This window comes from Streptomyces sp. NPDC058678, assembly GCF_042714835.1.
In the GTDB taxonomy this organism is placed as follows: domain Bacteria; phylum Actinomycetota; class Actinomycetes; order Streptomycetales; family Streptomycetaceae; genus Streptomyces.
Genome location: NZ_JBHXSG010000011.1, coordinates 31,288 through 54,552, shown reverse-complemented (window position 1 = coordinate 54,552; position 23,265 = coordinate 31,288). Strand labels below are relative to the sequence as shown.

The following is a 23,265-nucleotide window of genomic DNA, read 5'->3' as shown; positions in this document are numbered from 1 at the left end:
GGGCGTGACCGGTTCCCAAGCCGTGCGTTGGGCGGGCGGAGTCCGGTGGCTGTGTGGTCGTACGGGAGGAGTCGCGGCGTGGATGACGAGGTTCAGCAGCCGGAGTATGAGGTCGGTACAGGCGTGTTGTGCGTGTTCGGGCGGCAGTTGAAGCTGTTCCGGGAGCGGGCGGGGATGGACCGCGCGACGCTCGGGTCGCTGACCGGGTACTCGGCCTCGACGATCGCGTCGTTCGAGCAGGCGAGACGTATCCCGCCGCCGAAGTTCATCGACCGGGCCGATGAAGTGCTGGAGGCGGGTGGGGTGTTGAGCGCGAGCAAGGAGGAGGTGGCTCGGGCTCAGTATCCGGCGTTCTTTCGGGATGCGGCCAAGCTGGAGGCCGAGGCGGTTGTACTGCACGTGTACGCCACCCAGGCGGTGCCAGGCCTCTTGCAGACCGAGGAGTATGCACGGGCGGTCTTCGCCATGTGGCGACCGCAGTTGGACGACGAAGTAGTTGAGCAGCGGTTGACCGCTCGACTGGCGAGGCAGGAGATTTTCTCCCGACGCCCGGCACCGTATCTGAGTTTCGTGATCGAGGAGGCCGTACTTCTGCGTCCGCTTGGCGGAGAGGTTGTTTGGCGCGGCCAGTTGGAGCACCTCATGCTGATCGCGGAGAGGCGGTACGTGGAGATCCAAGTGATGCCGCTCTCCCGTCAGGAACATGCGGGATTGGCTGGTCCGTTCACCTTGATGGAGATGAAGGATGGGCGCAGGATCGCCTACGCGGAGGTACAAGGCGACAGCCGTGTACACACGGAGCGCCAGAGGGTCCGGGAGCTTGAACGTACGTACGGGACTCTGCGCGCACAGGCCCACACTCCGGCAGAATCACGTGCACTGATCGAGAAGCTGTTGGGAGAGAGATGAGCGGGGATAACGCCAGGCCTGGCCTGGACTCACTGGCCTGGTACAAGAGCAGTTACAGCGCTGGCAACGGCGGCGAATGCGTCGAGGTCGCCACCCGCCCCACCAGGGTCCACGTCCGCGACTCGAAGGACACAACCCGCGCCGCACTCGCCGTGGAACCCACGGCATGGACCGCGTTCGTCGAGTTCGCGGCCCTCTGACAGGGCAGGGCCCCTTGGCAGGCGGGTGCTTGCCCAGGGGCCCTGCGGGCGTTGGTTCGCTGAAGCGGCCGGCGCGGTGGTGCCGCAGGGCATGCAGATCCCGCCCGGTTCGCTGGTGGCGGGCGTCCCGGCCAAGGTCAGGCGCGAGCTGACGGAGGGCGGGAGCGCCTGGGCATCAAGGCTAAGGGCGATATCTGTCGCTCGCCCAGGCGCACTCGGAGCTGTTCGTGGAGGGCGCCAAGCGGATCTCGACTGAGCGGACTCCTTGTGGGTCAGTGCCAGTAGGAGGGCGAAGACGATCCGGAGCCGTTTCAGGAGATGATCAGGAGAATGACGATGATCGCCACGGCGATGAGCAGGGCGCACCCGATGGCACCGGGCAGGTTCTCCCTGCGAAGGCGCTGATCGAGCAGCTTGGCCTCGGGGGTGTCGTTCCGCCAGTGCGGCTGGAGCTCCGCGGTGCCGTCGGCGATCGCCCCGGCCACCCGGGCGACGTCCGCGGGGTGGTACGTGCACCACTTGCTCTCGCCCCAAGTGGACTGCCCTACATGGAGGTTGATGCGGACTCCGTTGGCATTCGCGGTGGCGTCCAGGCAGGTCGCCCGGATGGTCGGCCAGGCTCGGGCCAGCTGCCTCTCGGACAACCAGGCGACGTGCTCCGGTTCAGCTGCTGCCACGGGCGCACCTACTCTCGGCTCGCAAGCAGTCTCTCCCCGCTCTGGCCGGATAGGCAACACCCTCTTCTCGTAACCAGCTTGGCTTCTCGTGCTGCCAATTTCACCTACTGGCGGACGCTCCAAGAGGAGCTCGGTTCGCGACGGCGGTCGCCTTCCCCGGTGCCGATCGACACCGTGATGGACCCAGTTCGTACGTCACCGTCACTCACGTAGCGATGCCCCAACCGAGCTGACAGAGTACGGCCCTTGGAGTGCGGAGCTACTGTAGGTTCCTGCTATGAAACAGGGCAAAGGCATCGAGAACCCCGAGTCGCGCTTCTCCGCGGTGCTGCTGGCGGCAGCGAAGCTTCCCGGTGTGCGTATCAACAGGGAGGCGTACCTCCGAAGTGCGCTGGCTCGCCACTGCTCCGAGGATGACATCCGAAGGGCGATAGAAGAGACCCCCGCTGCGGCGGGCATCCCTGTCGAGGTTCTCGACAAGGTGGCCAACGACTCCATCCGCTACGAAACCGGCAAGGTCAGCGCTCTCTCCGCCGCTGCCGGGATCCCCGGAATCTTCGCCCTTCCCGCCACTGTGCCCGCCGACATGGCCCAGTACTTCGGCCACATGCTGCGTATCGCGCAGAAACTCGCGTACCTCTACAGCTGGCCCGACCTGTTCTCCGACGAGGGCGATGACGTCGATGACGCGACCATGGGGGTCCTCACGCTGTTCTTCGGCGTGATGTTCGGCACCCAGTCGGCGAACGCCGCGGTAGGGAAGGTCGCGGGGTTGATGGCGGAGCAGGTCGCCAAGAAGCTGCCCCAGAAGGCACTCACTCATGGGGCTATCTACCCCATAGTGAAAAAAGTCGCGGGCTACCTCGGTGTCAGGATGACGACGCAATCCTTCGCGACGACCGTCTCGAAGGCCATCCCCCTCATCGGGGCCGCTGTCTCTGGCGGCCTCACTTTTGCGACCTTCCTTCCGATGGCCAAGAGGCTCAAGAAGCACCTCGCCAGCCTGCCGCTGGCGGAGCCGTCGCACCGAGTGATGGATGGGGAAGTCGTGGACGGGGAAGTCGTGGAAGACCACGGGCCTCTCGCCACCCCACGCGCTGAACGGCACGGCGCGGACGCCACTGCCATTGCGCGGGAGGAACCTGAGTCCTGACACCGCAAGCGCCCTCCTGACTGCCGAAGGCGTGGCCGATGTGGCGGGCGTTCTCGTCATCGCCGGGGGCGGTGATCCGTTGGCATGAGGGCTCGCTCGTCACCTCGCCTCGCTGATCACCGCGAACCGCGAGAACCCGTTGGAGCACCGGACACCTGGGGCGGAGCCAGGGTCAGGATCTCCCGGTCGAAGAAATCGTGGAATCCCTCACCACGCTCATAAAGCGCATCGAATCCGGCGTTCGTTTCCCGGATCAGTGAGCGGTCGGTGTAGCGGTTGGCTCCGGCCGCGTTTCCGTCCTCGTCGTAGATGACCTCATACATGACCACATCGCCGAGAATCACTACTTCCGGAACCGGGTGAGTCCGCTCGATGTTCGAAATATCGTGAGCGTCGAGAACCTTGATGTCGTCGCCCAGGTCCACGCGTACGCGCAGGACGAACAACTCCCATTGCACATACGGCGTGATCGGGAACTCCACGACGCGAAGGCGGCGGTGTGTGACGCCCAGTCGCGACGCCTTGCGGAGTTCCTGGGCGTAGTCCTCGCGCCTCTCTTCGGCCAGGGACAGAGCCCTCTCCCAGTCGCCGTCGGCGAAAGCCTCCCAGCTCGGGAAGCCGCGCTCCTGGAAGTGCTGACCGCGCTCGAGCTTGTTGAGGAAGCCGATTCCGCTGGAGTAGGCCCGGCTCAGGTCCGCGTGGTACGTCGGGCGGTCCAGGCGTGCGGGGGAGCCGCCGGGGAAGGAGTCAAACACCGGGGATGTCCGGCTTCGCCGCGATGAGCATGTTCCTGGGGATGACCACGAGGCGTTCGTCCGACCCGATCGAGACGCCGTCGGGCAGGTTCCGGCCGAGTGACTGGGTGAGGTCCCGGCCGATGACGGCGATGTCGCCGTTGGCGAGTTCCCAGATGTCCGGGCAGTCAGGAGTTCCGGTTGTGATTCGTTCCTGGGGTGTTTTTCCCAGGCGCTGTTTGAAACCTGTGTCCGGATCCGCTTCCCATGGCCTGTCCATTTCCGTCGCCCCCTCGATCGGTCAGGATGCCTCACTGTAGCGTGCATCTTGCCCGCCTGACGATGTGTTGGAACCTGCCTACTTGGGTAATGGCGAGGATTGATTCCTCGTTGTCTCATGTCGCGCAGGGTTGGAATGATACTGATCGGAAAGAAAATCATGTCAACGTCTGACAGGTAACGCTTTTCATCTTGCTGTCGGTAAATCGGGTGAACGGAGGGGCAGCCGTGGACTCAGAAGTGGCCGTGCTCGCGCAGAGCGCGGGGACCACCTTGGTCGCGTTGATGGCGACCGATGCCTGGCACCATGTGCGGGACGGGATCACACAGCTCTGGCACCGGACGCAACCCGAGCGCGCCGAGACCGTCGCCGCCGAGCTGGAGGCCGGTCGTGAGGACGTGTTAGCCGCGGCGGCGGCGGGCGACCAGGAGACCCTGGACGAACTACGGCTTCAGTGGCAGGGGGTGGTGCGGCGGCTGCTCGTGGCCCGGCCCGCCGCCGTCGAGGAGCTGCGCGCTCTGCTGGACCAACTTGATCCCGGTGGCTCGGAGGCCCGACAGATCACCCAGCACGCCACCGCGTCCGGTCAGGCCCGGGTCTACCAAGCGGGACGTGACCAGCACATCGCAGAGCGATGACGGGCGGGACGGACGGCCACGCCGAGGACCACGGACGTGTCTACCAGTCGTCGGGCGACCAGCACATCAGCGAACACCACCACTACGGCGGTGACGGGCCGGAGCACGGCGGACCGGACTCGGTGCGACGCCCGGCGGTCGGACGGCCCCCCGTCGCGCTCCGCGACCGCAGCGAGGTGATGGAACGCCTGCGGGCGAGCGTCGAGGTGGAGCGCGGCGGCCAGGTCTACGTGCTGTACGGCATGGGCGGCTCGGGCAAGACGGCGGTCGCCTGCGCCCTGTTCCAGGAGGTGACCGGAGAACAGGGCCGGGTGGGCCTGTGGGTCAACGCCTCCGACCGTGCGAGCCTGCGCGCAGGCATGCTCGCAGTCGCCGCCGACCGAGGGGCGGGCGACGGCGAACTGCTCGCCGCACGCAACGGCCTCAGACCTGCCGCCGATCTCGTCTGGTCGTATCTCGACCGCTCCGCCGAACCCTGGTTACTGGTCCTGGACCATACTGACGAGCCGGAGATCCTGCGGGACGGCAACTGGCTGCGCACCAGCCCCCGCGGCACCGTCCTGGTGACCACACGGCGCGCGGCGGCCCGGTGGTGGCCGGGCGCCGAACTGCAGTACATCGGCGTACTGCCCCGGGAGGACGCCGCGCGCGTGCTGCGCGATCTCGCACCGCACAGCGGTACGACGGAGCAGGCGGCGCGGGTCGCGGACCGGCTCGGGCGGCTGCCCCTCGCCCTCAGCTTGGCGGGCGGCTTCCTTTCCCACCAGGTCATCGACCCCTGGACGATGGACACCTACGCGGACCAGCTCGACGGAGACGAACGGGTCCAGCTGATCGACCGGGGAGCCGACGCGCTGTCCGAAGCGGACCCCCGGCATCTGGTCGGCCTGACCTGGCAGCTGACCCTCGACGCGTTCGAAGCGCGCGGGCTGCCCGAAGCGGCGGCCCTGCTCAGACTGCTGGCCCGGTTCGCCGCCGAGCCGCTGCCGCTGACCCTGCTCAACCACGCCGACATCGGCGCCGTACTGCCCCGTGCCCGCACCGAGACAGCCCTCAGAGCCCTCCTCGACCAATCGCTGTCCGAACTGGTCGACGCCGCCGGCGCGCGTTGCGTACAGAGTCACGGCATCCTGCTCGACAGCGTCTCGGCGGCCACCCCCGCGGACCTGGTGCCCGCCCTCGACACGACAGCCGTCCGGCTGCTCGACGCGGCCGTGCCCGGCGTACCCGACGCGGGTCCGCACGATCCGCGACTGCGCCTGCTGGTACCTCACGCGCTGGCCCTGCTGGGGCACGTCGGCGGGCCGTCCGCCGCCGACGCCCTGGCCGTCGCGACGCGGCTGTCGGTCGCCCTGCACCGGACCGGTGACTACCTGTCCGCCTGGGAGACGGCCCGCACTGCGGCGGACCTCGCACAGCGACTCCTCGGCGCGGACCACCGTACGGTCCTCGCCGCCCGCTCCAGGGCGGGGCGGGCACTGTTCCGGCTGGGCAGGTACGCTGAAGCCGAGGCGGCGCTTCGCGCGGTCCGGGACGCTCAGGAGCGCCTGTTCGGCGCCGACGACCCCGACACCACGGACAGCGGCTATGGACTCCAGCTCGTGCTGGCGAACCTCGGTAGACGCGAGGAATCCGTCGCGCTGCTCCGCGACACCGTCGCCGGGCGGCGCTCGGCGCTGGGCCCCGAGCATCCACTGACCCTGCGGGCCCGCGCCAGTCTGCTGGAGATGCTGCCCGCCGCCGAGGTGGTCACCGAGGAAGGCGGCACACTGCTCACGCTGCCGTCGGAATGCGATCGGTTCCTCGGCCCCGACCACACCGTGACCCTGGGCGCCCGGCACAACCACGCGTGGGCGCTGTACCTTCTGGCCCGCTTCGACGAGGCGGACCGTGAGATCCGGTGGGTCGCAGAGACGTATGCGCGCCGCTTCGGGCCCGAGTACCCGATCGTGCTCGCCGCCCGGCAACTCCTCTCCCGGACCCGGGCCGCGCTCGGACATGTGGAGGAGGGGATCGAGCTGATGACCGACGTCGTCGAGCGGCGGGAACGCGGCCTGGGCCCCGAACACCCCTTCACGGTCGCGAGCCGGCAACTGCTGGACGCGTACCGATCGGGTCGATGGGGCCCGCCACCACCGCCTGGCAGATGACGCGGCGGGGTATTCGGCGCCGAGGCGAGCGTGGCCTCAGTAGTGGTAACGGGCCTTGAGGATCTTGACTTCCTTCTCGTCCACCCGGTAGACGAGCCGGTGCTCGTCGTCGATCCGACGTGACCAGTAGCCGGACAGGTCGCCCTTCAGGGGCTCCGGCTTGCCGATGCCGGTGAAGGGCATTCGCTGGATCTCGGCGATCAGGCGTGTGATCCTGCGGGCCATGGCGCGGTCCGAGCCGAGCCAGAACAGGAAGTCCTCCCATCCGGCCGGGTCGAAGTGGACGCTCCTCACACGTCCCCCGCCAGCTCTTCCAGCTCTGCCATGGTCCTGGTGACCACGGCCTCGCCGGCCCTGTCCCGCGCGACGGCCTCCATGAGCGCGCGCGCGTTGGCGGGAGAGCGCAGCAGGTAGACGGTCTCCTGCCAGGAGTCGTAGTCCTCGGCGGACATCAGCACGGCGTCGCCGCCCTTGGAACTGATGCGTACGGGAGTGTGGTCGTCGTTGACGCGCTTGATGAGAGGGAAGAGGTCCTTGCGGGCCTCGCTGGCGCTTATGGTCATCTGCGACACCCTCTCCTGGTGGTACTCGAAAATGGTACTGCAATGGTACGACATTCTGGTACGGCTTGCGGAGTGAGATGTCTCAGTAGCCCCGATCTGATTCCGGTGGCGAGGGGCGCGAGGGCCGCCGGTTGATCGATCGGTGTGAAGGCGGGTATACAGCGCAAGGGGGAGTAGGCGCCTGCCCGGCGGCCGGACGCTTCCGGCGCGGGTGGGCAGCGGCCCGCCCTCGCTGCGGTCGGTCGGCTTCGCTGTCCCTGTTGGTCGGCCGAACAGGCAGCGGACATCCCGCACGATCGAGGACGAGCGGTGGCGGAGACCACCAGATGGAGAGCGTGACCGGTAATGGCCCAGCAGCCGCCCCTCCTCCGCGATGTCATCGACATCAAGGAGAACATCTCCACCTCGGACTTCGTGCTGTCCCTCGCCGAGGCGACGACACCCGAAGGCGCCCATAACGCGCTCAAGGACTACGTCGTCACCGAGCGGCTGCTGGAGAACTTCGACGAGGCGCTGGCGCTCATCAAGTCCTCGCTCGACGGACACCGCTCCAAGGCGGCGTATCTGCACGGCTCGTTCGGTTCCGGTAAGTCCCACTTCATGGCCGTGCTGTACGCGCTGCTCAGCGGCGACCCGGCCGCTCGTGCCCGTACCGAGTTCGACCCGGTGCTGACCAAGCACGAGTGGCTGACCACGGACGGCAAGAGGTTCCTGCTCGTGCCGTACCACATGCTGGGCGCGAAGGCCCTCGAGCAGAGGGTGCTCGGCGGGTACGTCACGCACGTCAAGAAGCTGCACCCGGACGCGCCGACCCCGCAGGTGTACCGGACCGACTCCCTCTTCGCCGACATCCGGGCCAACCGCGCCACCTACGGTGACGAGGCGGTCATCCGTGGCCTGGGCGGCGGCGAAGCGGGCGACGGCGAAACGGACGAGTGGGGTGAGGGCTTCGCCTGGACTCCGCAGCTCCTCGACACCGCCCTCGCCGCCGAGGAGAACCACGAGGGGGGCACTCCGCTCAACCTCCGCAACCCCTCCACCCCGGCCGAACTGCGCGCCAAACTGGTCAACGACGCCAGCACGAACCTCTTCCCCGGCTTCGCCAAGAACGCCGTCGAGAACGAGCACGGCTTCATCTCCCTGGACGCCGGCCTGTCCGTCATCGCCGAGCACGCCAAGTCGCTCGGCTACGACGGCCTGATCCTCTTCCTGGACGAACTGATCCTCTGGCTCGCGACCCTCATCCACGAGCAGAAGTTCGTGGCCCGCGAGGCCAGCAAGATCACGAACTTCGTGGAGGGCGGTGACGCCCGACGCGCCATCCCCGTCGTCTCGTTCATCGCCCGCCAGCGCGACCTGCGCGAACTCGTCGGCGAAGAGGTGTCCGGCGCGGCCGAAGCCTCCATCCAGGACACCCTGAACCTGGCCTCCGGCCGGTTCGACAAGATCACCCTGGAGGACCGCAACCTCCCGCAGATCGCCCACGCGCGCATCCTCAAGCCGAAGGACGCCGAGGCGGAACAGCTCGTCGACGCGGCCTTCGAACAGACCAAGCGGGTCGGCACCCAGGTCTGGGACACCCTCCTCGGCTCGGAGAAGGGCACGACCGGTGCGGACGCGGAGTCGTTCCGGCTGACGTACCCGTTCTCGCCGGCGTTCATGGACACCCTCGTCCACATCTCGTCCGCGCTGCAACGCTCCCGTACCGGTCTGAAGCTGATGGGCCAGCTGCTCGCCGACCACCGCAACGAGATCCGGCTCGGGCAGCTCATCCCGGTCGGTGACCTCTACCCGGTGATCGCGGCCGGCGGCGACAAGCCGTTCACCGACAGCCTGAAGGTCGTCTTCGAGGCCGCCGACAAGCTCTACAAGACCAAGCTGCGGCCCTACCTCCTCAGCTCGTACGACATCACCGAGGACGACGTCGAGCAGTACGTCAACCGGCCCGAGGCCATCACCGACCAGCAGCGCGCCAACCGCTGCCGCATGTTCGTCGGCGACAACCGCCTCGTGTGCACCCTGCTGTTGTCGGCGCTCGCGCCCAGCGTGCCCTCCCTGGCCGAGCTGACCATCCGGCGACTCGGCGCCCTCAACCACGGGTCGGTCCTCGCGCCCATCCCGGGCGCCGAGGTCGGCATCATAAAGAACAAGGTCGCCGAATGGGCGGCCAGGTTCCCCGAGATCAAGGAGACCGGCACCGACGCCAACCCCGGCGTACGGCTGGAGCTGTCCGGCGTCGATGTCGACTCCGTCATCGCCAACGCCCAGGTCAACGACAACCCCGGCAACCGGGTCGCCCTCGCCCGGCGCCTGCTGTCCGAGGAACTGGGCGTCGAGCACGGGCAGTTGAGCGACCAGCTCAGCTTCACCTGGCGCGGTACCTCCCGCACCGCCGAGATCGTGTTCGGCAACGTCGCCGACGAGGACGAGCTGCCCGACCACGACCTGATGCCTCAGGAGGACGGCCGCTGGCGCATCGCCATAGACCTTCCCTTCGACGAGGGCGAGTGGGGCCCGGTCGAGGACGTCAACCGTATCCGGCGGCTGCGCGAGCGCCAGCAGGGCGAGCGGTCCCGTATCGTCGCCTGGCTGCCCGCCCATCTGTCCGCGCAGCGCTTCGCCGACTTCCGGCGTCTCGTCGTCATCGACAAGGCACTCGCCGACGAGCACCGCTTCGACACCCAGTACGCCGGCCACCTCAACGCCGACAACCGCAGCCGCGCCAAGGGCCTCCTCGAAACCCAGCGCGAGGCTCTGCTCAAGCAGGTCAAGGGCGCCTTCAAGCAAGCGTACGGGCTCGCCCAGAAGCAGGCCGCCGACGTCGTGCCCGACTTCGACGACCACCTCGTTCCGCTGCCCGACGTGGACGGCCTCGCCCTGTCCTTCGGGCAGAGTCTGCACGACGGCATCCGGCACGTCGCAGGCAAGCTGCTCGCCCACCAGTACCCTGCGCACCCCGACCTCGACCCCGACGGCACCGGCACCGCCGTCAAGTCGATCGACATCAAGAAGGTGTTCACCCACGTCCGGTCCGCCGCGGAAGCGCGTGACGGGCGGGTGGAGATTCCGGCCGCCGACCGCAAGCTCATGCAGCGGATCGCGGGGCCCCTGCGACTCGGGCAGCAGAAGGAGGCGTACTTCGAGTTGTCCCGCTACTGGGCCGACCACTTCCGCCAGCTCGCCAGCGCCCAGGGCGTCACAGGGGACCTGTCCCTGATCACCCTGACCGACTGGACGGACAAGCCCGACCCGCGGGGCCTGCCCGACTTCCTCGCCCGGCTCGTCGTCGCCGCCTTCGCCGAGATGGACGACCGGGTGTGGGTGCGCGGCGGCACCGTACTCGACCCCGCGCCCGAACTGTCCGCGATCAAGGACCATGACGCGCTGCGCAGCCAGCCGTTGCCCGCCGAGTCCGACTGGGACACGGCACGGCAGCGCTTCGAGACGGTCTTCGGGCAGAAGGCTCCCGCCCTGCGGCGCGGCCGGATGGTCAACCAGTTCGCCCGCCAGATCATCGAGTCCGCCCGCGCCCACCGGGACCACGCGGCGGACCTGGTGCACCAGCTGGAAGCCCACGCCTCCTTCCTCGGCCTCGACCAGACCGCCGACACCGGACGGCTCGCCCTAGCCCGCCGCTCCCTGCAACTGCTGGACGCGCTCACGGCGGAGGCGGGCAAGGGCGCGGCCGGGGCGAAGAAGACCGTGGAGGCCCTCGCCTCCTTCCATCTCGGCGAGACCAGCGCCGACCGGTACGGGACCTCCATCAAGCAGGCCCGCAGCGTCGCGGAGGCTGTCGCCTCCGCGCCCTGGAGCACCCTCGAACTCGCCGCCGGACTCGGTCCCGAGGGCGCGGCACTGCTGGACTCGCTGCGCAACGTCGCCCGCGACGACCAGCGCACCGCGGATCTGCGCGACGCCCTGGCCCGGACCCAGCGCGAGGTCGTCGCCCTGGTGAAGCGCAGCCAGGCCGCCGCCCCGCCGCTCGCGCCCGTCGCGCCGCAGCCCACGGCCGACGACCTGTCCCTGAATACACCGACCAGCGACCCGCGGATCCCCTACGCTCCGCCGGAGACACCCACACCGGTCTCCTCCGGCAGCGGCTCCGCGCGAACGGCCGGTGGCCGCCGTACGACCGTGGCACGTGCCGCCGCCGACCTCCAGGCGGAACTGTCCGAACTGGCCACACGCCACCCCGACGCGACCATCGATATCACCTGGAAGGTCGTCGAATGACGGACACCGTCGCCGCCGCCCCAGGCGCCGTCCGGCTGAACACCGCGACCGTCACCCAGTACCTGTCCTCGCAGTCCTCCCTCGCCGCCTCCTTGACCGGAGACGGCGGGGGCAGGCGCCGGGTCGTGCTGCTGCGGTCCGCGCCCCAGTGGGTAGGGCCCGCCGAACCCGCCTGGGGCGAGGGCCGGACAGCCGGCGTCGCGACGGCGCCCTCACCGCTCGCCGTCCACGAACTCGTCCTCGACCACTTGACGGGCCGCCGCCCCGGCCCCGCAGTCCTGGTCGTCCTCACCGACCGCGAGCAGAACGAACTCGACCCGGCGATCACCGCCCGCGTCCACAAGCAGCGCATCGACATGGTCGACAGCTGGGACGTCGTGCGGGAGGCGTTCGGCGCCCGGCAGATCGACCCGCGCCTGAAGGACGTCAACTGGGCCGCCGAAGCACTGCTCGACGCGACCCCGCCCGGTGGCTGGCCGCCTGTGCCCGGCGGATGGCTGTCCCGGCAGTACGCCCTCACCGCGCTCGCCCAGCGCCGCCTGCGCCTCGGCCGCTACGACGCCGAGGGCGGCACGCGACGCCCCGGCGAGGACCGGCTCGACGCGCAGACCCTGCTGCACTGGTCGACCCGGCCCGGAGCCCCCGAGCGGCTGCTGGGCCTGCGGGGTCCCGAGCGCGCCGGGCTGAGCGCCTTCCTCGGCGAGGAGGACCAGGCCGGTCTCGCCGGACGCGCTCTGCTCGCTCTCGTCGACGCCGAGCGCGGCGCGGACGCCGCATCCTTCGGCCTCGTCTGCGAGGCCCTGTGGCAGCACGCCGAGCCCGCCCCCGCGACGTATCAGGCCCGGGGCCGTGCCGAACGCTACTTCGGCGACCAGCCCCCGGCCGTCGGCGAACAACTCGACGCCCTGGTGGGCGTCTTCGGCCGGTCCGCCGAGGAGTACGTGAGCACGCTGCTGACGGCCGGGCACCGGAGCGGCGGCACCGACGCCGACCAGGCCCGCGAGGCGCGCCGCACCAGCGGCATCGTGCTCGACCGGGCCGCCGTGCTGGCCCGCCAGTTCGGCGCGGAGGCGGCCGTCGCGGCGAGCCCCGTCCTGCGCGGCGGACTGGAAGCCCGGTTCACCGCCGTCGGCCAGGCCCTCGCGGCGGGCAACACGGTCGCGGTCACGGAGGCCGTGCGACGGCTCGCGGACCACAGGCTCGCCGGCGATCCGGAGGAGTCCGCCCGCATCGAACGTGCCCGCATGGGGCAGCGTCTCGCCCTCTGGCTGGCCACCGACCCGTCTGCCGACGCGCCCACCGTCGCCGACGCCATACAGCGGCACGTCGCTGAGACCGGCTGGGCCGACCTCGCCTTGGAGCACATCGAGGCCGGCGGCGACCCGGACTCCGTCCTCAAGGCCGCCTACGACACGCTCGGCACGCGCGTCAGGGACCGGCGGCGGCAGATCGACGCGTCCTTCGCGCGCTCGCTGGCCGGCTGGACACAGGACGGCACCCGGCCCGGCGGCATGCTCACCGTAGAGACCTTCCTCGACCGGGTGGTCGGGCCCGTCGTCCGGCGCGGAGAGGAGCGGCGGGTGCTGCTTCTCGTCCTCGACGGCATGAGTGCGGCCATAGCGAACGAACTCGGTGAAGAACTGCGCTGCTCCTGGGCGGAGTTCGACCCGCTGGCCGAGGACACCCCGCGTCGGCGGGCGATGGCCGCCGCCCTCCCCACCGTGACGGCCGTGTCCCGGACATCGCTCTTCGCGGGCACCCTGATGAAGGGCACCCAGGCCGACGAGAAGCGGATCTTCCCCGCGCTGAAACTGTGGAGCGGGGCACCGGCCGCCGTCTTCCACAAGGACGACCTACGCACCGAGACCGCGGGCGACACCTTCGGCCCGGCCCTCACGGAAGCGCTCACCGACGGCAGGACCCATGTCGCCGTCGTCCTCAACGCCATCGACGACCGCCTCGCCAAGGAACAGAAGCTGGGTGATGGAGCGTGGCGGGTCGACGACGTGCCCGGTCTGCGTGACCTGCTCCGGGTGGCGGCGGCCCAGGGAATGGCGGTCATCGTCACCAGCGACCACGGCCACGTCGTCGACCGGCACGGAACGAGGGCCGACGCGGCCACCGAGCCCGCGTCCGCGCGTCACCGCCCGCCCGGCGGCCCGATCGGCGAACGGGAGGTCGCCCTCTCCGGGCCACGCGTGGTCTGGCCCGAACCCGGCGGGTCCATCGTCGCGCTCTGGGACGCGGACTCCCGCTACACCGCCCTCAAGGCCGGCTACCACGGCGGAGCCTCCCTCGCCGAGTTCACCATTCCAGTGCTCGCCTTCCTGCCATTCGGGGCTGAACCGCCCCAGGGGTGGCGGGAGTTGGGAGACCAGCGGCCACCCTGGTGGGCTCCGGAGGAGGCGAACAGGCCGGTGCCGGGCGAGCGTTCGGCTCAGGCGGCCGACGCGGCTCCGAAGAAGGGGACGGCGAAACTCCGTAAGAAGCAGCCTGACCCCGAGTCGCTGCCTGACGCGCTGTTCGACGTGGCGCTGACCGTCGGGGGCGACGACACCCTGCTCACACCGACCGTCGTTTCCCGGACCGAGGCGCTCGTCACGAAGCTGCTCGACTCGGAGACGTATCAGGTGCAACTCGACGGCCTGGCGCGCAAGCCGCAGCAGGAGCAGGTCCCCAAGGCACTCGCTGCCCTGCTCGACGCGGGTGGCACACTGCCCGTGACCGCGCTCGCTCAGCGCGCGGGCATGCCCACCACCCGTGGCGACGGCTTCGCCGCGGTCCTGCGACAGCTCCTCAACTACGACGGCGTACAGGTGCTGGAGACCCTCCCGGACGGGCGCACGCTACGGCTCCATGAGAGGCTGCTCCGCGAGCAGTTCGCCCTCGGGGCGAACTGACAGCGGTCGGGTGCCTCTGGCGTTCACCTGAAGGCATCCCGAGCTGTGTGTTCGCTGCTCGCGGATCGCTGTTACCAGGCAGAAGTCTCACGCGCGTAGGCGGTGAACATGGCTTCGAGCCCCGGGCATGAACGGTGCCGGGTGCGACGACGATCTCGACGCAGTCGGCGCCACTCGTACCTCTGGAGCTGCTGGGCTGCAGCGAGCCCGTGGCCTGCCGTGCGCTCCGCACGCGGTCATCCTGCGGGCCCAAAGTCAGTGCGGATCATTACAGTTGTTCCGCCGGCCGCGCCCGTGCGGCCGGATCCGTTCTCGAAGGAGCTCCTAAGGTGCCCATACGAAGACGTGCGGCGGGTGTCGCGCTGGTCTTAGCGGCCGCGTCGTTCAATGTGCTCGGTGCGCCCGGCACGGCAGCGGCACAGTCACAGGGCGGCATCGTCCTGCCCGTGCGGTCGCACTGGCAGACCCTCGCCGACAGCCGCCATGTGTATGTCAGCGCGCCCGGTGACGACGCTGTGCTGGCCACCGACCACGACGGGCAGGTCGTGAAGAAGGTGGAGGGTCTCGACGGGGCGCGGGGCATGGCCGAGTCGGCCGACGAGTCCACCCTGTACGTGGCGCTCCCGGACGCTGACGCGATCTCCGTCATCGACACCGCGACCTTGACCGAGACGCGGCGCATCTCCACCGGGACCGACACCGAACCGGAGAGCGTCGCCCTCGCCGGCGACCGGCTGTTCTTCGGCTACCAGGCCACCATCTTCGACGCCGGCATCGGGTCGGTCGCCATCGCCGAGGCGAGCCCGACCGTCCGCCTGGACGACAACCCCGTCTGGTACGGCAAGCCGCGGCTCGCCTCGTCGCCGGGCGCGCCCGACCGGCTCGTCGCCGCGGAGAGCCAGGGCGCGGCGGGCATGCGTGTGTACGACGTGGGCTCCGGCACGCTTCAGGAGACTGCCTACAGCGACGCCGTCGGCGCTGTCGAGGACGTGGTGGTGACGCCGGACGGCAGCAGTGTGATCACCGCGTACGGCTCCAACTACTACCACCAGCGGTGGCGCCTGTCGGACCTGACGGAGGAGGCCCAGTACGACACGGGCCCCTACCCCAACTCCGTCGCTGTCGACTCCCACGGCACGGTTGCCGCGGGGATCGTGGCGGGAGGGGACTGGGACGTCTACCTCTACCGCCCGGGTGAGACCACCGCGTACCGCACGGTCGCGTTGTCGTGGCCGTACATGGATCTGCTTAGCCGGGGCCTGGCCTGGGCGCCCGACGGCAACCGGCTGTTCGCCACCCGCTTCCCCTACTCGGGCGAGGTCATCCTCGACATCGTCACCGACGTCGCCAAGGCATCCAGCACGATCACTCTGTCCGCCCCGCCGACGAACCCCGTCGGCACGCCGGTCACCGTGACGGGGAAACTGACCTCCCTGATCCCCTTCCCCAAGCACAGAACGGTCACGGTGACGCGGAACGGCGTGGAGCTGCCGGATGTGAAGGTCGCACGGGACGGCACCTTCCACTTCAGTGACACCCCGCCTGACTGGAACACGTATCCCCAGTACACGGTCACCTACGCGGGCGACGCCACGCATGTGCCCGGCACGGCGACCGTCATGGTCGAGTTCGTCGGCTGACCGGGCCGGGCAGTTTGCCGATCCCGTCACAAGAGGCCGGTGTCCCGGAGGACGCCGGCCCCACACCGAGCCGGCGTACCGGATGTCCAGTCCACCTGCCTGGCTCTCATCCCACCAGAGTGACGGCTACGGCGAGCACAGGCCAGTGGGAGGCCGTGATCTCGCTACCTCTCGAGACCGCCACCCGCTGCCTCAGGACACGAACGCCCGTAGCACCTTCGCGAAAGTTGTCAGCTCGTCGAGCAGCTCCTGCGGAAGCGGTTTCTCGTCGAAGTGGGCGATCCGGTTGCGGATGTCCTTCACTCGTTCCAGGCGGCCGATGAACTGTTCCCTGGGCATGTTGGGCCACTTCAGGGCTTCCCAGTTGGCGTCGGCGCGTTCGGCCAGCGCGGTCTTCGACTGGTCGCCGTCAAGGAGTCTCAGATAGTCACCGAACATGAGGTCGGAGACCTGGCCGGTGCGGTGCTCGGCCTTCTTGTTCGTCTGAACGGCCTTGATGGTCTCCTCGTCCAGCGCCGCGCCCAGGCAGCGGCGCAGCAGGGACTCGATCTCCCCGACGATGAAGAAGGGCCGTGCCGCGCCCTCGAAGCGGTCCGTGACGTCCGCGGCGGTGACGATGCCCGAGAGACAGCCGTCGTCGCCTCGGACCAGGAGATACCCGTGTTCGCGGATGACCGGCAGGGCGGAGAAGAACTCCTGGCGGGTGTCGGCGACCGGAAAAGAGTCCTTCTCCATCGCGTTGTCCAGCGTCGGCTGCTTGCCCGCCTCGTACATCTTGGCGACGGACCCCCAGGTGACCACCCCATGGACCTGCGCCATGCCGGTGGTCACCGGGACCTGGGCGAGGCCCTTCGTGCGCATCAGGAACGTGGTCTGCGCCAGGGGCGTTCCGGGACCGACGGACACCAGGCCGCGCCGCGCCGACGGGATGTCCCCGAGCAGCAGACGCTGCGGAAGGGCGGCTGAGGGCAGGGCCTCCTCCGTCTCGTCCTCCTCCGTGTCGGCGGGGGCGGCCTGCGCCGGGACGGACGCGAGCGGTACCACGTCGACGTTGCTGCGCTGGCTGCAGACGGCGAAGTCCGGCAGCGTCGTCAGCCCGGCGTCCGTGAGCGCCTGCGAGATGCGGTGCACCGTCCGGTGGTCACGGACCCTGACCTGGAACAGGTCCAGAATGTCCTGCACGGGCACGGTCCTGCCCTTGAGCGCGGCGAGGTCCTGCCCGCTCGGAGTGATCGTCATCGGGCGTCGCCCTCCGCGAGGTCACGGAGCATGGTCCTCTTGCCCATGGCGGAGTGCACGAGATCCTGCAACTGCTTGGAACGGTCGTTGTAGAACCGTTCGTAGTCGTTCTCGCGGAGTGCTTCCGGATCGATGAGGTGGGTGGCGAGCACATCGTCGAACCACTCGGGGCGCATGTCGGAGGCGGCGACCATCGTGGACAGGTAGGACGCCGGCGCCCCGGTCATGTCCATCGCCGCGCGGTAGGAAAGAGGCGTCTTGTTCACGATGGAGTTCGTGGGCAAGTCCTGGCTGTTGCCCCGCCGGAACCAGGTCTTGGGGAAGATCTGCCGGACGTCCACGCTGTACTCGTCCAGCCTGCCGGGCTTGAGAGGGCTGTCCGTGTGGTGCCAGTCCACCGCCCCCTGCTTGATCAGGAGGGCGTAGATGCCTTTGTAGGCGGCGCTGTTGCGGGTGGTGAGGCTGTCGAGGCGGTCGGCGAAGAAGAACGCGTCCGTGACGGTGTCGGGCGCCCGGTCGTCCTGCGCGATCCAGGGGACGAGCTGCTCGACGTCACGGGTGAAACGGGTCTCGGTGGAGCCGCCGTACATCTCGCCGAGGACTCCGCACCAGTACCACTGCTCGGTCTTCTCCTCCGCTCCCAGGCCGTCCAGCGCCGTGTCGAGGATGGCGCGGACGGCCGCGAGCGGGACGAGCTGTGTCTTGTACGGCAGATCGTTCGGACGGACGATGCACTGCCGTTCCAGGAAGTCGCCCACCCAGGCGAAGGCGTCGGTGAGTTTCGGCGCCAGCCGGACGAAGTCGGCCAGCGGGAGGTCCAGCAGATCTCGGCGCTTGCACGACACCGTCGCCCCGGTGCCCGCCTGCTTCCGTTCCCAGGTGCGCACCAGGGCGATGGCCTGCAGGAAGTCGATGCTGCTCAGCCCGTTCTCGATGCCGTTGCCCAGACGGCCGAAGACCGGGTACTTGGCCGCCAGCCCCTGCTTGATCTCCCGCCACACTTTGGGGAGCTGGTAGTAGTCCCCGGTCCGGTCCACGTGCTCGCGGTCCCCTGCGTAGGTCGCGGTGAGCAGTTCGAAGACATTCAGGGGCACACCACCCGTGTTGACCCGCTCGAACACCGCGCAGACGGCGTCCATGGATGTGGTGGCGGCCAGCCGGATCATCGGGACCTGGAAGGCGCGGATCTGCTGGAGGACCAACTCGTCGAACTGGCCCCACAGTTCCCAGTTCTGGTTCTCGTCCGCCTTGATGTACGACATCATCCACTGGTTCACGCGCTGGGCGTCGAAGACGAGATGCAGAGGGAAGAGACCGGCCGCGCACTCGCCCTCCGTGGTGCTCAGATCCAGCACCACCGTGCGGTTGAAGTCGGTCCGGAGCACCTTGTCCGCCGGGACGGAGAGGATGGCTTCGTCGCGGTCCGCGGACGGGCCGACGGCCTTCGCGATGTCGACGTAATACCACCGCTCGATGGGCTTGCCACGGGAGTCCGCGGTTTCCACCGGGGCGTCCAGCCACAGGGCCTGGAACAGGGAGGTGAGGCGCTGCTGCCCGTCCAGCAGGAGGAGGTCCGCGGCCGGATCCCCGTCCGGGCGTGCTCCGGTGAGCGTTCGGGAACGGAATCGGGTGGCGCCGCCGGTCTGCAGCGTCATCACCACGCCGAGCGGATAGTCCAGCGTCACCGTCGCGATGATCGCGCGAATCCTGTCGTCGTCCCACTTCCAGTTCCGCTGGAAGTCGGGCAACTGTAAGGAGCCCGACGCCACATCCGCGAGTACGTCCTTCAGCTTCACATTGTCGAGTGCCGCCACGTTCGTCCCACTCCCACCCTGGCGTATGTACGGAGAGTGATTCCAGCAGCGTCTACGGGTGACCGTCAACCGATTCAACGAAGTGCGTGCCTCGCCACGGTGCCGTGTACAGCGAGGGCAGGCCGACAGCCGCCTCCCGGTCCCCGTACGGGCGTGCCCGAGGAAATGGAAGACTGGCCGATGTGAGCACCACCGGATCCCAGCGCCCCGCACAGGTGAGCGCCGCCCGCCGCCGTACCGTCATCGACGCGCTGCGACGCGGTGCCGTGCCCGACAGCGGACTCGACCTGCTGGCCACCGGACTCGACCGGTTCGTAGCGGCCTTGGACGCGGAACTGGACTCGGTGGCGTCGGGCGGGTCCGTGTTCAAGGCCGTGCGGGGCGAGTACGGGTCCGGCAAGACGTTCTTCACCCGCTGGCTGGGGGAGCGGGCCAAGCGTCGCAACTTCGCCGTGGCCGAGATCCAGATCTCGGAGAACGAGACACCGCTGCACAGGCTGGAGACGGTCTACCGGCGGCTCACCGAGCGCCTCACCACCTCCAGCTTCCCTGCGAGCGCCCTCCGACCCGTCGTCGATGCCTGGTTCTACGCCCTGGAGGAGGACGCACTCGCCGCCGGTGCGACCGAGGACCATCTTCCGGTCGAGGTGGAAAAGCTGCTCGTCGCACGGCTCGCCGAGGTCTCCCGGCACGCCCCGTCGTTCGCCACCGCGCTGCGCGGCTACCGCGCCGCCCTCGCGGACGGCGACGAGGCGACCGCGGCGGCCGTCCTGGCGTGGCTCGGCGGCCAGCCGCACGTGGCGGCCTCCGCCCGCCGATCTGCCGGGGTGCGCGGCGACCTCGACCACTTCGGTGCGCTCGGGTTCCTGCAGGGGCTCCTCACCGTGCTGCGCGACTCGGGACACACCGGGCTGTTCGTCGTCCTCGACGAGGTGGAGACGCTGCAGCGGGTTCGGTCGGACGCCCGCGACAAGGCACTCAACGCGCTGCGGCAGCTCATCGACGAGGTGCACTCGGGCCGTTTTCCCGGCCTCTATCTGGTCATCACTGGCACACCGGCCTTCTACGACGGCCAGCAGGGCGTGCAGCGGCTGGCCCCGCTCGCTCAGCGGCTGGCCACCGACTTCACCACCGACCCGCGCTTCGACAACCCTCGCGCCGTGCAGATCAGGCTTCCCGGCTTCAACCAGGAGTCCCTGGTCGGACTGGGCCTCACCATCCGTGACCTGTACGCCGATGCCGCCGAAATGCCCGAGCGCGTGCGGAAGGTCGTCGACGACGCGTATGTCGCCGACCTCGCGGTGGCCGTCGGTGGGGCGTTGGGCGGGAAGGTCGGGGTGGCTCCCCGGCTGTTCCTGAAGAAACTCGTGGGGGACGTACTCGACCGCGTGGACCAGTTCGACGACTTCGACCCCCGGCAGCACTACCGGCTCACCGTCGTCGGCAGCGAACTCACCGACATCGAGCGAAACCTGGCGGCCACGGTCTCCGGAGACTCCACGTCGGCCGATGACATCGACCTGGAGTTGTGATGGCGGACGCGGGACTCCCGGCCGGGAAAGAAGAAGGTGACGAGGACGCCGACGTACTGGACCGACTCGATCCCGTCGTCCTGCACCACATCGTCAACACCCTCGGCTGGCCCGATCTGCGCCCCCTGCAGCGGGCGGCGATCCCCCCGCTCATGGAGGGACAGGACGCCGTACTGCTGGCTCCGACGGCGGGGGGCAAGACCGAGGCGGCCTGCTTCCCCCTGCTGTCGGCGATGACCGAGCAGAGGTGGACCGGCACTTCCGTGCTGTACCTGTGTCCGCTCAAGGCACTCCTCAACAACCTGGTCGTCCGCGTCGACTCCTACGCCCAGTGGCTGGGACGACGCGCTGCGCTCTGGCACGGCGACACCAAGGAATCGCAACGGCAGCGCATCCGGGCCGAGGCGCCGGACATCCTGCTGACCACGCCCGAGTCGCTCGAAGCGATGCTGATCGGCGTCAAGACCGACCACGCCCACCTTTTGGGGAGCGTGCGGGCCGTCGTCGTCGACGAAGTGCACGCGTTCGCAGGGGATGACCGGGGCTGGCACCTGCTCGCCGTGCTCGAACGGTTGGAGCGGGTCACCGGACGGCCCATCCAGCGCGTCGGGCTCTCGGCGACCGTCGGCAACCCGGCCGAGTTGCTGCAGTGGCTGCAAGGCGCGGGCGTCGGCAGCCGCAACGGTCAGGTCGTCGCCCCTGGAGTGCACCTGCCGGCCACCGACGGCAGCGGACACGGCGACAAAGCGATCCCCGAGCCGTCCAGCAGGCCTGCGGGCGAAGTGGAACTCGACTACGTCGGCTCCCTCGACAACGCCGCCAAACTCATCGCGGCGCTGCACAGAGGAGAGAAGCGGCTCGTCTTCTGCGACTCGCGTCGCCAGGTCGAGGAGTTGGGTGCGGCGCTCCGCGCGCGCGAGGTCACCGTCTTCCTGTCCCACGCCTCGCTCTCCGTCGATGAACGCACCCGTTCCGAGCAGGCGTTCGCCGAGGCCCGCGACTGCGTCATCGTCTCCACGTCAACCCTTGAGCTCGGCATTGACGTCGGTGACCTGGACCGCGTCATCCAGATCGACTCACCGGCCTCCGTCGCCTCGTTCCTGCAGCGCATCGGCCGGACCGGCCGGCGTTCCGACAGTGTACGGAACTGTCTGTTCCTCACCACCCGCAAGGACACACTGCTGCAGGCGGCGGGTCTGCTGCTGCTGTGGTCGCGGGGGTGGGTGGAATCGGTCGTCCCCCCGCCGGAGCCGCGCCACCTGGTGGCCCAGCAACTGCTCGCCGTCACCCTGCAACAGCACAAGCTCGGCGACCAGTTGTGGGACCGGCAGTGGAACGGCCTCGCCCCCTTCGACAAGTCGGCTGCCCCCATCCTGCGCTTCCTCACCGAGGAGGGCTACCTCGACAGTGACGGTGGGATGCTGTTCATCGGTCCCGAGGCGGAACGCCGCTTCGGGAAACGGCACTTCATCGAGCTCACGGCCTCCTTCACCGCACCTCCGCAGTTCACCGTCCTGTCCGGACGCACGGAGATCGGCCGCACCGACCCGAGCGTGCTCACCGAGGAACGCCCCGGCCCCAGGCGGTTGCTACTCGGTGGACGCAGTTGGCAGGTCACGTACATCGACTGGCTGCGCAAACGCGTCTTCGTCGAGCCGGCCGACGGCGGCGGAATCGCCAAGTGGATGAACGGCGGCGTCGTCGGACTGTCGTACGCCCTGACGCGCGCCATGCGCGAGGTGCTGCTCGGCACGAACCCGCCCGTCTCCCTCACCCGGCGGGCGGAGGCATGCCTGGCCGAACAGCGCGAGACCGACGCACCCGACACCGTGCTCCCGGGCGGCACACTGATTATGCGTGTGGGCTCGGACGTCCGCTGGTGGACCTGGGCCGGATACCGCGCCAACGCCACCCTGGCAGCCACCCTCCAGTCGGTCACCGACCCTCTGCAACGCCCCACCGACAGCTGGCTGCGCCTGCGCGAGAACCTCATCCCGGCCGACTGGCGTGCTGCCCGTGACAACGTCGCCGAGAACCTCGTCCTGCCAGACGTGGACCGCCGGGCCGTACGCGGCCTGAAGTTCTCCGCCGCCCTCCCGGAACGCCTCGCCGTGGCCACGGTGGCGGCTCGCTTGGCCGACTTCGAGAGCGCCAGCTTGGTGCTTGGCGAGCCGGCGCGCTTTCAGTACGACGGCTGAAGCGGAAAGGCCATCCAGTCCGCTTCACACGGATGCCAGGGGTTACACCCGCCCCAACTGCTCCGTCACCACGTGATGCGCACGCCTCACAGTAGGTGCGTGAAGTCCGCGCGGGTCACCACGGCGCAGGCAATGCGGCGGCAGGAGGAGGACGTGCAGGCGCCGATCTTCCGGCGCAATGTGGCGGCGTCTTGGCGGGAGAGGGAGTGCTGAACGAGGGTTGCATCGGGCTCGCCACTCTGGAGGCGGATGGTGGTGTCCACCGTGGTGGCCTTGAAGCCGTGTGTGGCGAGTCGAGAACGGATCGCGTCCGGCTGCCGATATCGCGCAGGTACCGCATCGTCCAGCCATCGATGTGATTGCGGTCCACGCGGCCACCGTCGGGGTCGGCTGCAGCACGCGAAG

General features: G+C 69.2%; 17 protein-coding genes and 1 pseudogene. 11 read left to right on the top strand and 7 right to left on the bottom strand.

Features of this window, described 5'->3' with window-relative positions:
- Window positions 1-78 precede the first annotated feature (78 nt).
- The 3 genes and pseudogenes from ACFWWR_RS13265 to ACFWWR_RS13255 form a co-directional block, all read left to right on the top strand.
- Complete coding sequence (locus tag ACFWWR_RS13265; protein WP_384303276.1) at window positions 79-909, top strand: helix-turn-helix domain-containing protein; 831 nt, start codon at window positions 79-81, stop codon at window positions 907-909.
- Window positions 906-1,109, top strand: coding sequence for a DUF397 domain-containing protein (locus ACFWWR_RS13260; RefSeq protein WP_384303274.1), 204 nt, complete (start codon window positions 906-908; stop codon window positions 1,107-1,109). Before ACFWWR_RS13265 ends, ACFWWR_RS13260 begins: the two co-directional genes overlap by 4 nt.
- Window positions 1,110-1,173: 64 nt before the next feature.
- Window positions 1,174-1,266 (top strand): annotated as a pseudogene (locus ACFWWR_RS13255) (gamma carbonic anhydrase family protein); the annotation flags it as partial.
- A gap of 154 nt (window positions 1,267-1,420) precedes the next feature.
- Here ACFWWR_RS13255 and ACFWWR_RS13250 read toward each other — a convergent pair.
- The gene (locus tag ACFWWR_RS13250) at window positions 1,421-1,786 is read right to left on the bottom strand and encodes a hypothetical protein (protein WP_384303272.1); all 366 of its coding nucleotides are present in this window, start codon (window positions 1,784-1,786) and stop codon (window positions 1,421-1,423) included.
- Window positions 1,787-2,063: 277 nt separating this feature from the next.
- Between ACFWWR_RS13250 and ACFWWR_RS13245 the strand changes: the two genes are divergently transcribed.
- Window positions 2,064-2,939, top strand: a complete 876-nt coding sequence (locus ACFWWR_RS13245) for a hypothetical protein (protein WP_384303270.1) — start codon at window positions 2,064-2,066, stop codon at window positions 2,937-2,939.
- A gap of 116 nt (window positions 2,940-3,055) precedes the next feature.
- Here the strand turns inward: ACFWWR_RS13245 and ACFWWR_RS13240 are convergent, their stop codons facing one another.
- Together ACFWWR_RS13240 and ACFWWR_RS13235 are read right to left on the bottom strand one after the other, a co-directional pair.
- Window positions 3,056-3,694 carry a DUF6879 family protein gene (locus tag ACFWWR_RS13240; RefSeq protein ID WP_384303268.1) on the bottom strand — a complete coding sequence of 213 codons (639 nt, stop codon included), beginning with the start codon at window positions 3,692-3,694 and terminating at the stop codon, window positions 3,056-3,058.
- Complete coding sequence (locus ACFWWR_RS13235) at window positions 3,687-3,953, bottom strand: hypothetical protein (RefSeq protein WP_384303266.1); 267 nt, start codon at window positions 3,951-3,953, stop codon at window positions 3,687-3,689. Before ACFWWR_RS13235 ends, ACFWWR_RS13240 begins: the two co-directional genes overlap by 8 nt.
- A 227-nt stretch (window positions 3,954-4,180) precedes the next feature.
- On the opposite strand from ACFWWR_RS13235, the gene ACFWWR_RS13230 reads away from it, so the two are divergent.
- Both ACFWWR_RS13230 and ACFWWR_RS13225 read left to right on the top strand, forming a co-directional pair.
- On the top strand, window positions 4,181-4,591 hold the full coding sequence (locus ACFWWR_RS13230; protein WP_384303264.1) for a hypothetical protein: 411 nt from the start codon (window positions 4,181-4,183) through the stop codon (window positions 4,589-4,591).
- A complete protein-coding gene (locus tag ACFWWR_RS13225; RefSeq protein WP_384303262.1) occupies window positions 4,588-6,741 on the top strand; it encodes a tetratricopeptide repeat protein in 2,154 nt (717 codons plus the stop codon). Before ACFWWR_RS13230 ends, ACFWWR_RS13225 begins: the two co-directional genes overlap by 4 nt.
- A gap of 36 nt (window positions 6,742-6,777) precedes the next feature.
- On the opposite strand, the gene ACFWWR_RS13220 is transcribed toward ACFWWR_RS13225, so the two are convergent.
- Together ACFWWR_RS13220 and ACFWWR_RS13215 are read right to left on the bottom strand one after the other, a co-directional pair.
- On the bottom strand, window positions 6,778-7,035 hold the full coding sequence (locus tag ACFWWR_RS13220) for a Txe/YoeB family addiction module toxin (protein WP_384303260.1): 258 nt from the start codon (window positions 7,033-7,035) through the stop codon (window positions 6,778-6,780).
- Window positions 7,032-7,304, bottom strand: coding sequence for a type II toxin-antitoxin system Phd/YefM family antitoxin (locus tag ACFWWR_RS13215; RefSeq protein WP_384303258.1), 273 nt, complete (start codon window positions 7,302-7,304; stop codon window positions 7,032-7,034). The genes ACFWWR_RS13220 and ACFWWR_RS13215 overlap by 4 nt, the downstream gene beginning before the upstream one ends.
- A 345-nt stretch (window positions 7,305-7,649) precedes the next feature.
- On the opposite strand from ACFWWR_RS13215, the gene ACFWWR_RS13210 reads away from it, so the two are divergent.
- The 3 genes from ACFWWR_RS13210 to ACFWWR_RS13200 all read left to right on the top strand — a co-directional run bounded on the left by ACFWWR_RS13210 (window position 7,650) and on the right by ACFWWR_RS13200 (window position 16,077).
- Window positions 7,650-11,537 carry a phage resistance protein gene (locus ACFWWR_RS13210; RefSeq protein WP_384303256.1) on the top strand — a complete coding sequence of 1,296 codons (3,888 nt, stop codon included), beginning with the start codon at window positions 7,650-7,652 and terminating at the stop codon, window positions 11,535-11,537.
- Window positions 11,534-14,437: a BREX-2 system phosphatase PglZ gene (pglZ, locus tag ACFWWR_RS13205; protein ID WP_384303254.1), complete on the top strand. Its 2,904-nt coding sequence runs from the start codon at window positions 11,534-11,536 to the stop codon at window positions 14,435-14,437. Before ACFWWR_RS13210 ends, pglZ begins: the two co-directional genes overlap by 4 nt.
- Before the next feature lie 329 nt (window positions 14,438-14,766).
- Window positions 14,767-16,077 carry a hypothetical protein gene (locus ACFWWR_RS13200; protein ID WP_384303252.1) on the top strand — a complete coding sequence of 437 codons (1,311 nt, stop codon included), beginning with the start codon at window positions 14,767-14,769 and terminating at the stop codon, window positions 16,075-16,077.
- A gap of 192 nt (window positions 16,078-16,269) precedes the next feature.
- On the opposite strand, the gene ACFWWR_RS13195 is transcribed toward ACFWWR_RS13200, so the two are convergent.
- Entirely contained in the window at window positions 16,270-17,316 is a 1,047-nt protein-coding gene (locus ACFWWR_RS13195) for a CBS domain-containing protein (protein WP_384303249.1), read from the bottom strand.
- On the bottom strand, window positions 17,313-19,130 hold the full coding sequence (locus ACFWWR_RS13190; RefSeq protein ID WP_384303247.1) for a DUF262 domain-containing protein: 1,818 nt from the start codon (window positions 19,128-19,130) through the stop codon (window positions 17,313-17,315). Before ACFWWR_RS13190 ends, ACFWWR_RS13195 begins: the two co-directional genes overlap by 4 nt.
- A 182-nt stretch (window positions 19,131-19,312) precedes the next feature.
- On the opposite strand from ACFWWR_RS13190, the gene brxD reads away from it, so the two are divergent.
- A complete protein-coding gene (gene brxD, locus ACFWWR_RS13185) occupies window positions 19,313-20,662 on the top strand; it encodes a BREX system ATP-binding protein BrxD (RefSeq protein WP_384303245.1) in 1,350 nt (449 codons plus the stop codon).
- Window positions 20,662-22,860, top strand: coding sequence for a DEAD/DEAH box helicase (locus tag ACFWWR_RS13180; RefSeq protein ID WP_384303243.1), 2,199 nt, complete (start codon window positions 20,662-20,664; stop codon window positions 22,858-22,860). The genes brxD and ACFWWR_RS13180 overlap by 1 nt, the downstream gene beginning before the upstream one ends.
- Window positions 22,861-23,265: the final 405 nt, after the last annotated feature.

Bases quoted from the DNA above. Each gene is read 5' to 3' on its own strand.
- ACFWWR_RS13260 (WP_384303274.1), top strand. From the start codon at position 906: ATGAGCGGGGATAACGCCAGGCCTGGCCTGGACTCACTGGCCTGGTAC.
- ACFWWR_RS13245 (WP_384303270.1), top strand. From the start codon at position 2,064: ATGAAACAGGGCAAAGGCATCGAGAACCCCGAGTCGCGCTTCTCCGCG.
- ACFWWR_RS13235 (WP_384303266.1), bottom strand. From the start codon at position 3,953: ATGGACAGGCCATGGGAAGCGGATCCGGACACAGGTTTCAAACAGCGC.
- ACFWWR_RS13225 (WP_384303262.1), top strand. From the start codon at position 4,588: ATGACGGGCGGGACGGACGGCCACGCCGAGGACCACGGACGTGTCTAC.
- ACFWWR_RS13215 (WP_384303258.1), bottom strand. From the start codon at position 7,304: ATGACCATAAGCGCCAGCGAGGCCCGCAAGGACCTCTTCCCTCTCATC.
- ACFWWR_RS13210 (WP_384303256.1), top strand. From the start codon at position 7,650: ATGGCCCAGCAGCCGCCCCTCCTCCGCGATGTCATCGACATCAAGGAG.
- pglZ (WP_384303254.1), top strand. From the start codon at position 11,534: ATGACGGACACCGTCGCCGCCGCCCCAGGCGCCGTCCGGCTGAACACC.
- ACFWWR_RS13195 (WP_384303249.1), bottom strand. From the start codon at position 17,316: ATGACGATCACTCCGAGCGGGCAGGACCTCGCCGCGCTCAAGGGCAGG.
- ACFWWR_RS13180 (WP_384303243.1), top strand. From the start codon at position 20,662: ATGGCGGACGCGGGACTCCCGGCCGGGAAAGAAGAAGGTGACGAGGAC.